This is a genomic window from Parafrankia sp. EUN1f, from assembly GCF_000177675.1.
GTDB lineage: Bacteria > Actinomycetota > Actinomycetes > Frankiales > Frankiaceae > Parafrankia.
This window is the reverse complement of record NZ_ADGX01000053.1, coordinates 42202-56450: the sequence shown is the minus strand read 5'-3', so window position 1 is coordinate 56450 and position 14249 is coordinate 42202. Positions and strand designations below refer to the sequence as shown.

The window sequence follows — 14249 nt, the reverse complement described above, 5'->3', positions numbered from 1 at the left end:
CGCGAGGGCGACGCCGGCCACGCCGGCCGACCCGGACGGGTAGGCGCCTGGCGCGGCGCCGCCGCATTCGACGGTGCCGCGCCCGAGGCCGCGGCACCCGAGGGCGCTGTGTTCGAGGGCACCACATGTGACGGCACCGCACTCGCCGGCGCGACGTTCGACGGCACGGCGCGCGGGGGCACAGGAGCGCCGATGAGGTCCGAGGCGTCCACGACGCCCAGCTCATCGAGTCGTTCCCGACGGGTGACCGGCGTCAGCCCAGCCCGGCTGAGATAGCGCCGGGCCCGCACGACGTCGACGATCATCGCCGGGGTGTGCCGGGTCATCCGGAACGTCCCGCCGGGGGTCTCGTTCCAGCGCACCGGAACCTCCGCGATACGGTAGCCCATCGAGCGCGCGATCGAGAGCACCTCGACGTCGAAACCGAAGCCGGTCGACCGGGCGAGGCTGAACAGGATCTTGGCTTCGGCGTGCCGGAAGGCCTTGAAGCCGCACTGGGTGTCGGCCACGTCCAACGCGGCGAGCGAACGGGTGAGCTGGTTGAAGGCCCAGCTCCCGGCCTTGCGCCCGCTGGTCCTGGTCGCGCCGTCACCGATGCGGCGCGACCCGAGCGCGACCTCCGCGTGCTCGAGCGCGGCGAGCAGCAGCGGGAGGTCGTTCACGTCGGAGGCGCCGTCGGCGTCCATGAAGACGATCGACTGGCCGTGGGCGGCGGCGACACCGGCCCGCACCGCGGTGCCCTTCCCGCAGTTCCACGGCAGGCGCACGACCCGATGGCTCGGATGATCCCCGAACAGGTCCTCGGCGATGCCGGCGGTGCCGTCGGTGCTGCCGTCGTCGACGACGATCACCTCGACCCTGGGGATCCGGCTCACCACCGCCAGCAGGTGCGGCAGCGACTGCGGAAGTCGCTGCGCCTCGTTGTAGGCGGGGATGATGACGCTCACGGGCACTCGGTCCACTACTCACCCCTCGGCTGCGACGACAGGTGTGATGACCGGACTCTCATCGGATGGCTTCTGTCCGTGGCGACCAGTCTGAATTGCCGAGTTTCGGGGGAATTGTGTTCCCTGTCAACTTCGCACCATCTTGGCATGGCCAACGCGCCTGAGGGCCACCGGGGCCCACGCTTACCAGCCATGCCGGCACAACAACGGCAACAACTTGACCGTCAGCACACGGACTACCCCGGAGGTCGCACTTTCGGAACGGTCATGGCCGGTTGCCGGCACACCCGCAACCAGAAGGGCGGGACCCAAAGAAACCGCCCCGTCACCCAACGCCATTGCCACCTCCCGGGAGCGTCCGTCCTGTCACCTGCGGAAACGGGACTCGGTGAGGCGACCGGTCGAACGGTCACCGCCGCTGTCGACGTAGACACTTGCACGACAGGTCAGCTGGTGCGCCGCCCGCAAACCGCGCACCAGGCCCCCGCCGGGCCTCACCGGCGCTCCCCATCCGCCGCCCGCGAACCGCCATACCGGGCGGCTCAATCGCGTCGCACCCACTGCTACCAGCGGTTTCACCGGTGATGCCGCGCGGCCGGACCAGGCCCGCCCGCCACCACGAAATGCAGGTCGTCACTGCGGCAACGGAATAGCACCATCGAGCAACCGGACGCTGAGCCACCGGATCGGGCGGAGAAGTCCACCCGCTCGCGGGGCGCCGCGACGCATCCGGGCGTCACCTCGTGCACCATACGGACAGGCACCGCGCGGACGGCCACAGCGGCCACAGCGGCCACCGGTCGGCGCCGCAGGTACACCGGCCCCAGCGCGCCGGTACGCCCGGATCCGAGGGGGCCCGCATGCCAAGAGATGATCAGCATCGAGCGGACGCGATGTTGCGGGGGCTCGTCGGCGGCGGCCGCTCGCGGCTCAGCCTCAGCGCGGCGATGCGGGCACGGGACGTCGCCCAGCTCACCGACGCCGATCTCGCCTGGGCGGAGGCGACCGTGGTGCTACGCCATGCCTATCCGGCGCCACCGCGGCCCGAGCCCGAACCCGGAGCCGAGCCCGGAGCCGGACCGGCGCGGGGGCCCGGCGCAGTCACGGACCCTGGCGAGGCACGCAGGCGCCCGCCGGCGCCGCCCGGCGACCAGGCGGACGCCTCCCGGCGCGCGGCGTCACCGCCGAACGTGCACCCACGGCCGCCAGGCACCGCGGACGGGCGGGGTCGGGGCCGGGGCACCCGCCCCCGACCGGGCAGCGCCCGCCCGGGCGGGGGGAACGGTCAGGACGCCGGCGCGGCCGGTGACGCCTCGGGGAGCTCACCCGAACGCTCGTAGGACGAGATCATCCGCAGCCGGCGGACGTGACGCTGCTCCTCGCTGAACGGCGTCGTCACGAAGGCCTCCACGAACCCGATCGCCTCGGGCACCGAGTGCATCCGGGCACCGACGCTGACGACGTTCGCGTCGTTGTGCTGGCGGGCCAGCGTGGCGGTCTGCTCGCTCCACACCAGCGCCGCCCGCACCCCGGCGACCTTGTTCGCGGCGATCACCTCGCCGTTACCGGAGCCGCCGATCACGATCCCCAGGCTGTCGGACTCGGCCGCGGCCGCGGCCGCGGCGGCCATCACGAAGGGCGGGTAGTCGTCGTCGGGGTCGTACTCGGCCGGCCCGTGGTCGACGGGGGTGTGGCCGAGCTCTGCGAGCCGTGCGACGAGGGCTTCCTTCAGGTGGAACCCAGCGTGATCAGAACCAAGATGGACGCGCATGATGCGCCATCATGCCTGCTCGCCACCCACCACCGCGCGGCCGGTGACGTACCGCTCGCCCCAGCCGCGCCTCGGCCTCACCTCAGGCCGCACCTCGGTCACGCTCCGCGGACCGGTTCAGTCGAAGACCGGGTCCTGATCACGGGTGCGCTTGAGCTCGTAGAAGCCGGGGGTCTGGGCGACGAGCAGGACGCCGTCCCACAGCTTGCCGGCTGCCTCGCCCCGGGGCGCCGGGGTGACCACCGGGCCGAAGAACGCCGTGCCGGCGACGGCGATGACGGGTGTCCCCACGTCCATGCCGACCCGGCTGATGCCGTCGGTGTGGCTCGCGCGCAGGCGCTCGTCCCACTCGGTCGAACGCGCGGCGGCCGCCAGTGCCGGGTCCAGGCCCACCTCGACCAGGGCCGCGGCGAAGGTCTCCTCGGTGAGCTCGGCCTTCTGCAGGTGGCGGCGCTCACCGAGCGCCGTGTAGAGCGGGAGCAGCACCTCGTCACCGGCGGTGGCCGCCGCCGCGATGCAGACCCGGACCGGCCCCCAGGCCTGCCGCATGGCCTCCCGGTACTGCTCGGGAACGTCGCGGCCTTCGTTGAGCACGGCGAGGCTCATGACGTGCCAGCGCGTCCGCACCGACCGGACCTTCTCCACCTCCAGCATCCAGCGCGACGTCAGCCACGCCCACGGGCACAGCGGGTCGAACCAGAAGTCCGCGTCGAGGACCGGCTGGTCCGCCGCGGAGCCGGAATCATTGCTGACGGAGTCGACCGCGAGGGCGGAATCGGCTGTCATGGGTCCTCCTGTACGCCTGTACGGCGGTACGGCTGAACGGGCAGGGCCGCTCGGGCGGAGCCCGCCCGCGCGAGTGGGACGTGACCGGACCGTTCCTCGGACCGGCCACCGCGATCCCCTGCCCACCTCAACCGTCCGCGGGCGTCGGATCCTTCCCTTCTGCGGCGAGATAGGTCGCGACCTTGTTCACCACGGCCACGAAGGGCACCGCCGCGATCGCCCCCGGAATGCCGGCGAGCACGCTGCCGGCTGACAGCGCGATGACGATGGCCAGCGGATGCAGTCGCACCGCCCGGCGCATGATCAGCGGCTGCAGCAGGTGGCCCTCGAGCTGCTGGACGGCGATCACCACACCCAGGATGATCAGGGCGTCACCCAGCCCGTTCGACACGAGCACGACGAGGACGGCGGCAATCCCGGCGACGGTCGCACCGATGATCGGGATGAACCCGCCGAAGAACGTCAGCAGAGCCAGCGGTGCCACGAGCGGCGCGCCGACCGCGAGCAGCCCGATCGTGATGCCGATCGCGTCCACGGCGGCGACGAAGACCGTCCCGCGGATGTAGCCGGTGATCGTGTTCCAGGCCTCCCGGCCGGCGCCGCGAACCCGGTCCTCCGCGCCGGCGGGGAAGCGGGTGACGATCCAGTCCCAGATCCGCTCACCGTCGTAGAGGAAGAAGAAGGTGGAGAACAGCGCGACGAGAATGCTGGTCAGGACCTCCGCGGCCACCGACGCCGTCGACAGCACGCCGGAGACCAGCTTCCCCCGGTTGTCGGTGATGCTCTTGCGGATGTCGTCGACCAGGTCGTCGATCTGCCCCTCGGACAGGTGGAACGGCCCGTCCGTCAGATAGTCGCGGACCTGGTCGATGCCCTCGCTGACCTGGTCGGCCACGGCCGGGATCTCGTTGGCGGCGTTGAAGCCCACGGCCACGCCGGCCCCGGTCACGATCAGGAAGAACACGATCAGCGCCGCGAACGCCGCGCCGAGCCGCGGCAGGCCCAGTCGCTGGAAGCGCTGCGCCAGCGGATGGATCAGCGCGGCGATCAGCAGGCCCGCGATCACCGGGATGACGACGGTACGAACCCTGCCGACCATCATGCTCAGGATGTAGACGGCGGTGCCGATGACGATCAGGCGCCATGACCAACCGGCGGCGACCCGCAGGGCGACCGGGACGTGCTGCTCGGCCCGCCGCACCGTCGAGCCCGCGTGGGCTCCGTTCACGATCGTTCGCCGCCCGGGCGCCGAGGAGCCTCCCGCGCCGTCGCCCCCGGACAGCCGCCGCTCACCCCGCAGGGGCACCCGCCCCAGCCCCGCAACCCGACGCACGGCCCACCCCCTCGCTCCGGCGTCCGACAACCCCGCCCACCGGCCCCTGCGCCCTCCGGCACATGCGCCCGCGGCCCTGCACCAACGGCCCTGCGCCAACGGCCCTGTGACCGCCGGCGCATCGCCCGCCGGCCCCGGGCCCGCTGGCCCGTCAGGTGCTGTCCTCACGGACATCCAACCCGACGGGCCGGGCCGAATTCCACCAAGTCCCCGAAGAACCCGCGCTCCGTACGCGGTCGGGAGGCAACCGGCGTGCCCGCGCGCAGATCGGAACATCCCCGGGGGCGCGGCAACGTTGCGCCGTTTCCGCACCAGAATTCGACGGCCTCCGGCGAGGCCATCCGGCGCTGTGCGGCGTAACCCGTAGGTGGACGGAGCCCACCGCCGGGCGTGGGAGACTGACCAACAAGCAACGCCCATCCCAGCTGACACCGTTCTTCCAGCTGGCACCGCCGTCCCAGCTGACACCGCCGTTCCCCGCCGACACCGCCGTTCCCCGCCGACACCGCCGTCCCCCGCCGACACCGCCGTCCCCCGCCGACACCGCGGCGTTTCCGCGAAAGGATCCGGGTGCCTCACAACCTCACCCGCGACGAGGCGCGCGAGCGCGCCCGCCTGCTGGCCGTCTCGTCCTACGACGTCGAGCTTGACCTCACGGTCGGTGACGAGACATTTCTCTCCAGCACCACCGCCACGTTCACCTGCGGCGAGCCCGGGGCGTCGACCTTCGTCGAGCTGGCGGCGCCCGCGGTGCGCGAGATCGTGCTCAACGGCCGCCCGCTCGACCCGGCCGAGGTCTTCGACGGCTGGCGGATCGCCCTGCCCGGCCTCGCCGCGACGAACGAGCTGCGGGTAGTCGCCGAATGCGCCTACTCCCGGACCGGTGAGGGCCTGCACCGCTTCGTCGACCCGGTGGACGGCGCGGTCTACCTGTACACCCAGTTCGAGACGTACGACGCGCACCGCATGTACACCTGCTTCGACCAGCCCGACCTGAAGGCGGTCTTCACCCTCGCGGTGACCGCACCGGCCGACTGGAAGATCATCTCCAACAGCGTCGTCACCGGAACCGCCGCGGCCACCGGGCCCGCCGACGGGGCCACCCGGACGTCCTTCGCGCCGACCCCGGTGATGTCGACCTACATCACCGCGCTGGTCGCCGGGCCCTACCACGAGGTGCGCGACCACCACGACGGCATCGACCTCGGCATCTACTGCCGCGGCTCGCTGGCCGAGTTCCTCGACCCGGACGAGATCTTCCAGATCACGAAGCAGGGCTTCGACTTCTACCACCGGGTCTTCGACTACCGGTACCCGTTCGGGAAGTACGACCAGCTGTTCGTGCCGGAGTTCAACGCCGGCGCGATGGAGAACGCCGGCTGCGTGACCTTCCTGGAGGACTACGTCTTCCGCGCGAAGGTCACCGAGGCGCGCCGGGAGCGCCGCGCCGAGACGATCCTGCACGAGATGGCGCACATGTGGTTCGGCGACCTGGTCACCATGCGCTGGTGGGACGACCTGTGGCTCAACGAGTCGTTCGCCACCTACGTGTCGGTGCTCGCCCAGGTGACGTCCACCCGGTTCACCAACGGCTGGACGACCTTCGCGAACGCGGAGAAGGGCTGGGCGTACCGCCAGGACCAGCTCTCCTCCACCCACCCGATCGTCGCCGACGCCCCCGACATGGACGCGGTCCGCACCAACTTCGACGGCATCACCTACGCCAAGGGCGCCTCGGTGCTCAAGCAGCTCGTCGCGTGGGTGGGCCAGGAGGAGTTCCTCGCCGGGCTGCGCAGCTACTTCCGCCGCTACGAGTACGGCAACACCTCGCTGCGCGACCTGCTCGTCGAGCTGGAGAAGGCCAGTGGGCGTGATCTGGCGCCCTGGTCGGCCGACTGGCTGGAGACCACCGGGGCGAACACGCTGCGCCCCCGCTTCAGCACGGATTCGTCCGGTCTGTTCACCTCGTTCGAGGTCGTCCAGGAGCCGGCGAGCGCGCCGGCCACCGCGTCGCGCACGCTCCGGCCGCACCGGGTCGCGATCGGCCTGTACGACCGGGGCGCCGACGGCCGGCTGGTCCGGCGCGAGCGCGTGGAGCTGGACGTCGTCGGTGCGAGCACCGAGGTCGCGAAGCTGATCGGGGTGCGCCAGCCCGATCTCGTCCTGCTCAATGACGACGACCTCACCTACGCGAAGGTGCGCCTCGACGAGCGGTCGCTCGGCACCCTGATCGACTCGATCGGGACGATCTCGGAGTCGTTGCCCCGGACGCTGTGCTGGGCCGCGGCGTGGGACATGACCCGCGACGCCGAGCTGGCCGCGCGTGACTACGTCCGGCTCGTCCTGTCCGGGGTCGACGCCGAGGACGACATCGGCGTCGTCCAGTCACTGGTCGCCAAGGCGGCGCTGACCGTCGACAGCTACGGCGATCCGGCTAACCGACCGGCGGCGCTGCGGGAGCTGACGGCCCGCGCCGAGCAGCTGATGCGCTCCGCGGAACCGGGCAGCGACCTGCAGCTCGTCTTCGCCACCGCGTTCGCCCAGACCGAGCAGCCGGAGCAGATCGCCCGGGTGAAGGCGATCTTCGAGGGCGCCGACGTGGTGGACGGGCTCGCCCTGGACACCGAGCTGCGCTGGACCCTGCTGATCCAGCTGGTGGCACGCGGCGTCTACGGCGACGCCGAGATCGACGCGGAGCTGGCCCGGGACAACACGGCGACCGGCGAGAAGCGGGCCGCCACGGCACGCAGCGCCCGTCCGACGGCCGAGGCGAAGGCCGCCGCCTGGGCGGCGGTGATGGAGTCGGACACGCTGTCGAACCATCTGGCGGTCGCCACGATGAACGGCTTCTGGATCAGCGACCAGCTGGAGCTGACCCGGCCGTATGTCGACCGGTTCTTCAACGAGATCGGCGGCATCTGGCAGACCCGGACGTTCGACAGCGCCCAGACCATCACCCAGATGCTCTTCCCCTCCGGCGTCATCGAGGAGGAGACGGTGCGGCGGGTGGACGCCTACCTGGCCGAGCAGGAGCCGGTGCCGGCGTTGCGGCGGGCACTGATGGAAGGCCGGGACGGTCTGGTGCGTGCGCTCGCCGCACGCGCGAAGGACGCCGCCGCGGGTTGAGCGGTCCGTCGGTCCGTCGGCGAAGGGCCGGTCCTGAGAGGGGCCGGCCCTGAGTGAGGGGACCGTCCGGAGAAATCGGGTCCGCCGCGCCGGGCAGGACAGCCGGCGCGGCGGGCGGCTCAGCGACGAGCAGCGGCGTGGCCGGCGGGAACGCGGACAGCGGCGGGCGCCCCGGCGGCGTCGGCTAGCTGGCGCAGACCCGTGACCACACCGCCGACGAGATCGCCCAGCGCGAAGCTGGACGTCATCGCCAGGGTGGCGAGGCCGGCCGCGGCGTCACTGACGCGCTTCCTCGCGGCCGGCGTCGTCACGATCTGGACGAACCGCTGCCCAGGCGAGACGGCGATCAGGACCGCCTCGTCGTGGTGCCCATCAGCGAGGCCCCCCAGCAGACGCTCGGCGGCGAGCTTCGGGTCGTCGCCCAGACCGCCGATGCGGACGGCGAACCGGATGCCGGACTGGCTCTGCGCCGCCTGGCGGGCGCGTTCGAGCCGGTCAGCCTGCTCGGGGGTGAAGGCCTCACCAGGTGCCACTGGCACCACCCGTGCCCGGCGTCGTCGCCGAGCGCTTGTCGTCGAGGTCTTCCGACTTCTCACCGATCCAGGTCGTGTCGTGCTCCCATGGCTGACCCGGACGGTAGCGCGACGGCCGGCTCAGACGGCTCGTCAGCGCGGTGAGGATGAACGCCAGCAGGAAGCCGCCGACGACCGTGCCACCGTAGATCGTCCACGCGTGGACGGCCGACAGCGGGTCGGGGTCGTAAGTGGTCCCCACATCCTGCGCGGACGCGGACACCGCCAGGAACGGCACGGTGAACAGGGACAACGCGGCAACGGTCAGAGCGCGGCGCGCGGCGACCCGTCGGCCCGACCGGGAGGTCGAGGACAGGTCGCTGGCCGCGACGGACCGCCGAGACGTACGGCGCGGACGACGTGGAATCACGACCGGAAGGGTACCGGGAACAGGTGTCACCGTCCGACCTCAGGGGTGCGAGCTAGCTCGCCGAGGTCGCCGACCGGCCCGACCTCGGCGCCGCGAGGTGGGACACAGCGGTTCAGGGGCGCCGGGGGGTGCCGGTGCCCGCCCGATCGACGGTGCGTGCGCCGCGGTCGGCCGTACGCGCACCGAGGGCCTCGGCGAGGCGCCGGGGCCGCGGGTCGGTGAGCAACCGCTCGACGGTGACCGGCCTGCCGTCGCCGTCGAGCACCGGCAGCCGCCAGTTCGGATAGCTGTCGACCGTACCGGGCAGATTCGGCTGGCGAAGGTCACCGAACGCGTCACCGGGAGCGATCAGGACGACCCGGGCCCGCGACCGGCCGAGCACCGCGTGCATCCCGAGCACCACCTCCTCGTCGGCCGGTCCCTTCTCCGCCAGGCCCTCGTCGGGCAGCAGGTTCTCGGCGGCGAGCAGCCGCAACAGGTCGGCGCGCTCGGCGAGCCAGGCCGCGCGCTCGGCGTCCCCCGAACGGGCGAGCACCCCGAGCCGCTCACGCACCCGCACATGCTCGCCGTCGAGAAACCCGGCGGCGGTCGGCAGGTCGTGCGTGGTGACGCTGGCCATGGAACTCACCCGGTACTCATCCGGCCGGCGCGGCGACCCGTCCGCGGCGCGCTCGAACCAGAGCACCGAGGAGCCGAAGATCCCTGCCTCGTCGAGGGCCGTGGCGACCGACGGCTCGACGGTCCCGAGATCCTCCCCGACGACCAGGGAGCCGGCCCGGGCCGCTTCCAGCGCGAGCAGCCCCAGCAGCGCCGACGCGTCATACCGGACGAAGGTCCCCCCGGCAGCGCCGGCTCCGACCGGCACCCACCACAGGCGGAACAGCCCGAGGATATGATCCACCCGGATGCCACCGCCCCGGGCGAGCACCGCGCGGACCATCGCCCGGAACGGGGCGTAGCCCGCCTCTGCCAGCGCCGCCGGCCGCCACGGCGGAAGGCCCCAGTCCTGGCCCTGCTGGTTGAAACCGTCCGGCGGGGCTCCCACGGAGGCACCGGCGGCGAGCACCGCACGCATCGCCCACGCGTCCGCGCCACCCGGATCGACGCCGACGGCCAGGTCGTGGACGATGCCGACCCGCATCCCCGCCGCCCGGGCGGCCTCCTGCGCCGCCGCGAGCTGCTCGTCGCATCGCCGCTGCAGCCAGGTGTGGAAGGCGACGCGGTGCGCGAGCTCGGCGCGCGCGGCGGCGACCGCGGGAGCTGCGGGGTCACGCAGGTCCTCCGGCCAGACCCGCCAGTCCCGGCCGTGTCGCTCCGCGAGCGCCGACCAGAGCGCGAAGTCGGCCAGCGCCGAACGCTCGCCGTCCGGGTCACTCGAGGCGTGCCCGCCGCCGGCTGTGCCGTTCGGCGCCGGCACGCCCGGCACGCCCGGGGCGGCCGGGGCGGCCGGGGCCTGGCTCGCGAACAGAAGTTCCAGCGCGGCCAGCTTCGCCCGCCACACGACGTCCCGATCGATCAGGCCGGCCTGGAGCCCGTCGGCGCGGGCCTGGCCCGCCAACCGGTCGACGTCCGCCCGGACCGCGCCGTCCGCCTGCAGGTACTCGGGCGTGATCTCGGGCCGCAGGTACAGCGGCGAGACGAAGCGACGGCTCGACGGCGAGTAGGGCGACGGCTCGACCGGGAACGTCGGTGCCGCCGCGTGCAGGGGGTTCACCAGCAGGACATCGGCACCGTTGTGGCCGGACCAGGCGGCGATGGTGGCGAGGTCGGCGAAGTCACCGATCGCCCAGGATCCGGCGGAGGCGAGCGCGTACAGCTGGATCATCCAGCCCCAGGCACGCCCGCTGGCGCCCCCGTCCGGAGCACGCCCGCCCGGACCGTTCACGGCGGGCAGTCCGTCGGCGTCGCCGAGGACGTCGGGCACCCGGTCCGGCACCACGATCAGCGGGCACTGTGCCGTGTCCGCGCCGAGCCGCAGCACCAGCTGATGATCGCCCAGCGGCAGGCCGGCCGGGAGATCCACCAGGCCGGCCTGGACCCGGTTGCCGTCCACCTCCCGCGCGCCGTCGGTCAGCCGGACCGCTGCCGCGACCTCACCGCCGTCCGCCAACGCGACGAACGCGGTGGCGGCGGGGACGGGTGTGGGGCTGGGGCTGGGGGTGCCAGCGACTGTCCCGGTGGTCTGCGGGCCTGCGGGCAGGTGCACCGCGACCGGCTCCGGAGCCGAGGAGCGAGCGACTGCCACGGGTGGCAGCGGTCGCCGCCAGCGGGCCGCGTGGGCGTCGTCCAGGGCCCGGGCCGGATCACTGGTGTCGACCCCGAGCAGGTTCAGCACCGCCTGGACCGCCGACGGCGCGACCGTGACCGGCGCGCCGTCCTGCCCGTCGTACGACGTCGCGACACCGAACTCGGCGGCGAGCTTCGCGAGGTCACCGAACTCGGACCAGACCGCCGCGGCCTGGGCATCCGCGGCTGCGGGTGCCTGGTCCGGTTCGTTCCGGGCCACGGAGGGGTCGCGCCGTCGGGAGCCTTCGTCTGCGGACGTCACCTGCCAGATATTGCCCGTTGATCGGGCTGCGCCCACGCACCCGGGGACCGCTCGCCTTCCGGACCGGGTGTGGTAGATGGATCACCACCGCCAGGCGACGGCGCGGCGCCCGGCGCAGGGGGCGATTGCGGCGCCGGATGCGTTGGAGGCGCCGGATGCGTTGGAGGCGCCGGATGCGTTGGAGGCGCCGGATGCGTTGGAGGCGCCGGCGGGCGAGTGGGCGGCGCGGCCGGTCGTTGCCAGGGTGACTCCGGGCCGACTGCATCACCTGGATTAACTGGGCTACCCGGGCCAGAGCCACCAGGCCTCCCCGACCCGCCAGAACCACCGCCCCGACCGTTTCCCGGGCCACCAGGCGCGGCTGGTGGGATCGGGTGAGCGAGACCCACGGGCATCGCGCTCCCAGGCGGGCTGGCGGGCCCAGGCGGCGCGACAGGACCGGGCGGCACTGTCGGGCCCTCCCATGGAAGCCCGGCCGACCAGCCGGGTGCCGCGAGCGGCAGCGTCATACGCATCAGCGCCCCGCCGGACGGCGCGGCCTCCGCGCGGACGGTCCCGCCGTGCATGGCGACCGCGTCCGCCACGATCGCGAGCCCGAGGCCGGAGCCCGGCCGGCCCCGAGCCGACATCGCCCGGTAGAAGCGCTCGAACACCTTCTCCCGGTCGGACGGCGCGATGCCCGGCCCCTCGTCGGAGACCGTCACCTCCCCGCGGCGGCTGGCCACCCAGACGGTGGAGGACGCCGGGCTGAACTTCACGGCGTTGTCCAGCAGGTTGGTCACCGCCCGTTCCAGCAGGCCGGGGCGCCCGGCCACGATCGAGGGCTCCGTGACCACCTCGATGTGGATGTTCCTGGACTTCGCCCGCCGCCGTGCCCGCTCGACGGCGGAACGCACAATGCTGGCGAGGTCGAGCTGTTCCACCTCCTCGGTGGGCGCCTCGTCCCGGGCGAGCTCGATGACCTCGTTGACCAGATCGGTCAGTTCCCGCATCTGCGCGTCGACGTCGCGCAGCAGCGCTGCCCGGTCCTCCGCCGGCAGGGCCCGGTTCGGCGTGGACTCCGCCCGCAGCAGCAGCTCGATGTTGGTACGCAGGCTGGTCAACGGCGTGCGTAGCTCGTGGGCGGCGTCGTCGACGAGCTGGCGTTGCCGCAGCCTGGAGGCTTCCAGTGCCCGCAGCATGCTGTTGAGACTGGTCGCGAGGCGCGCGATCTCGTCGCTGCCGGTCACGGGTATGAGCGCCGACAGGTCCTGGGTCCGCGCCACCTCCTCCGCGGCGGCCGCGGCGGCGTCGACCGGTTTCAGGGACGCCCGCGCGACGAGCCGGCCGGCGATCACCGAGCCGACTACGCCGACCAGGCCGACGACGAACAGCACGACGCCGAGGTCGCGCAGGGTCCGGTCGACGTCCGAGGTGGGGCGGGCGAACTGGAGAGCGCCGGTGGCGTTCAGCGGCGGCGGGTAGCGCAGCGGGACTGTCACCACCCGGTAGCGCGCGCCGTCGACCGTCACGGTGTGCAGGTTCTTGCGCCGCAGCCCCTGGGCGACCTGAACGTCCTGCGCGTCCACGGGGATCGCGAAACTCTTCAGCGAGGGGAACTCGCTTTCCAGCGGCACGCCGTCGGAGTCGAGGAACTGGATCTCCATACCGAAGTTCAGCGCGCCGACGTTGATCTTGGTCGCCTGCAGGTTCGCGCTGGCCTGCACGTTCGCGGCGGAGGCTCTGGCCTGTTCCAGCAGCTGGTCGTCGATCGCCTGGTTGAGCACGATTCTGGTCACGCCGAGCGCGACGCCGGCGACCACGGCGACCGCCGCCGCGACGGCGACGCCCGCGAGCAGTGACATCCGGGCCCGCAACGTCAGCCGCGACAGCAGCCCCGACCAGCCGGGCGGCCGGTGCTCGGGCTCACGAGATGCCGCGGACCCGATCCGCCGCCCTTCCGCCTCCAGGTTCATCGAATGCTCACGCCCGGTCGGCGGCGGGCAGCTCACGCAGGACGTAGCCGACACCGCGCACGGTGTGCAGTAGCCGGGGCTCGCCGTCTGCCTCCAGCTTGCGGCGGAGGTAGCTCACGAACACCTCCAGCGAGTTGGAGGAGGGGCCGAAGTCATAGCCCCACACCTTCTCCATGATCGTCGAGCGGGAGAGCACCTGGCGCGGATGGCTCAGGAACAGCTCCAGCAGCTCGAACTCGGTCTTGGTCAGGGTGAGCTCGCGCGGGCCGCGCAGGACCTGGCGGCTCACCGGGTCCAGCCGGACGTCCGAGTACAGCAACGCCGAGGCCCCGTCCCGATCGGCTGCCTGGCCCTGGCCGGCCGCGCCGCGCGTGGTCAGCGTGGCGCGGCGGATCAGGGCGCGGAGCCGGGCGAACAGTTCCTCCAACGCGAACGGCTTCACCAGGTAGTCGTCGGCGCCGACGTCGAGGCCGCTGACCCGGTCGGCGAGGGCGTCGCGCGCGGTCAGCATGAGGACCGGCACGTCGTTGCCCCGCCCTCGCAGCCGCCGGCAGGTCTCCAGCCCGTCCATCCGGGGCATCATCACGTCGAGGACGACGATGTCCAGCTGTTCGCGCCCCACCAGGTCGAGAGCGTCCACGCCGTCCGCGGCGGTACGCACCTCGTACCCCTCGAAGCGCAGCGACCGCTCCAGTGACTCACGGACAGCGTCATCGTCGTCCACAACCAGTACGCGCACGCCCCCAGTGTGCCTGCCACCGCGGACAGTTCCGGGCTTTGGACGCGCCTCTCAGCAAGACCTTCCGGGATCCTCAGCCCAGCTTCAGACAACGAGGCCGAC

The 14249-nt window shown here is 72.7% G+C and carries 11 protein-coding genes; 2 read left to right on the top strand and 9 right to left on the bottom strand.

The annotated features are described in order from the left end of the window. On the bottom strand, positions 1-947 hold a 947-nt coding region (locus FREUN1FDRAFT_RS17495), incomplete at its 3' end, for a dolichyl-phosphate beta-glucosyltransferase (protein ID WP_232295240.1). An 860-nt stretch (positions 948-1807) separates the two neighbouring features. Between FREUN1FDRAFT_RS17495 and FREUN1FDRAFT_RS17490 the strand changes: the two genes are divergently transcribed. Continuing rightward, entirely contained in the window at positions 1808-2287 is a 480-nt protein-coding gene (locus FREUN1FDRAFT_RS17490; RefSeq protein WP_157474908.1) for a hypothetical protein, read from the top strand. Here the strand turns inward: FREUN1FDRAFT_RS17490 and FREUN1FDRAFT_RS17485 are convergent. The 3 genes from FREUN1FDRAFT_RS17485 to FREUN1FDRAFT_RS17475 form a co-directional block, all read right to left on the bottom strand. Next, positions 2233-2718 carry a ribose-5-phosphate isomerase gene (locus tag FREUN1FDRAFT_RS17485; RefSeq protein ID WP_006541445.1) on the bottom strand — a complete coding sequence of 162 codons (486 nt, stop codon included), beginning with the start codon at positions 2716-2718 and terminating at the stop codon, positions 2233-2235. The two genes, FREUN1FDRAFT_RS17490 and FREUN1FDRAFT_RS17485, sit on opposite strands and share 55 nt — an antisense overlap. 117 nt (positions 2719-2835) lie before the next feature. Beyond that, positions 2836-3504, bottom strand: coding sequence for a hypothetical protein (locus FREUN1FDRAFT_RS17480; RefSeq protein WP_006541444.1), 669 nt, complete (start codon positions 3502-3504; stop codon positions 2836-2838). Between the two features lie 127 nt (positions 3505-3631). Continuing rightward, on the bottom strand, positions 3632-4837 hold the full coding sequence (locus FREUN1FDRAFT_RS17475) for an AI-2E family transporter (RefSeq protein ID WP_006541443.1): 1206 nt from the start codon (positions 4835-4837) through the stop codon (positions 3632-3634). A 570-nt stretch (positions 4838-5407) separates the two neighbouring features. Here FREUN1FDRAFT_RS17475 and pepN point away from each other — a divergent pair. Next, positions 5408-7963, top strand: a complete 2556-nt coding sequence (pepN, locus tag FREUN1FDRAFT_RS17470; protein WP_006541442.1) for an aminopeptidase N — start codon at positions 5408-5410, stop codon at positions 7961-7963. 119 nt (positions 7964-8082) lie between these two features. Here the strand turns inward: pepN and FREUN1FDRAFT_RS17465 are convergent, their stop codons facing one another. The 5 genes from FREUN1FDRAFT_RS17465 to FREUN1FDRAFT_RS17445 form a co-directional block, all read right to left on the bottom strand. Then, positions 8083-8496 (bottom strand): DUF5130 family protein, encoded by a 414-nt coding sequence (locus tag FREUN1FDRAFT_RS17465; RefSeq protein WP_006541441.1) that lies wholly within the window; start codon positions 8494-8496, stop codon positions 8083-8085. Then, positions 8483-8788: a hypothetical protein gene (locus FREUN1FDRAFT_RS17460; protein ID WP_232295239.1), complete on the bottom strand. Its 306-nt coding sequence runs from the start codon at positions 8786-8788 to the stop codon at positions 8483-8485. The genes FREUN1FDRAFT_RS17465 and FREUN1FDRAFT_RS17460 overlap by 14 nt, the downstream gene beginning before the upstream one ends. 229 nt (positions 8789-9017) lie before the next feature. Continuing rightward, positions 9018-11411 (bottom strand): 4-alpha-glucanotransferase, encoded by a 2394-nt coding sequence (gene malQ, locus FREUN1FDRAFT_RS17455; RefSeq protein ID WP_232295238.1) that lies wholly within the window; start codon positions 11409-11411, stop codon positions 9018-9020. A 38-nt stretch (positions 11412-11449) separates the two neighbouring features. Next, on the bottom strand, positions 11450-13408 hold the full coding sequence (locus FREUN1FDRAFT_RS17450) for a HAMP domain-containing sensor histidine kinase (RefSeq protein ID WP_006541438.1): 1959 nt from the start codon (positions 13406-13408) through the stop codon (positions 11450-11452). A 7-nt stretch (positions 13409-13415) separates the two neighbouring features. Then, positions 13416-14147: a response regulator transcription factor gene (locus FREUN1FDRAFT_RS17445; RefSeq protein WP_006541437.1), complete on the bottom strand. Its 732-nt coding sequence runs from the start codon at positions 14145-14147 to the stop codon at positions 13416-13418. Positions 14148-14249 lie beyond the last annotated feature (102 nt).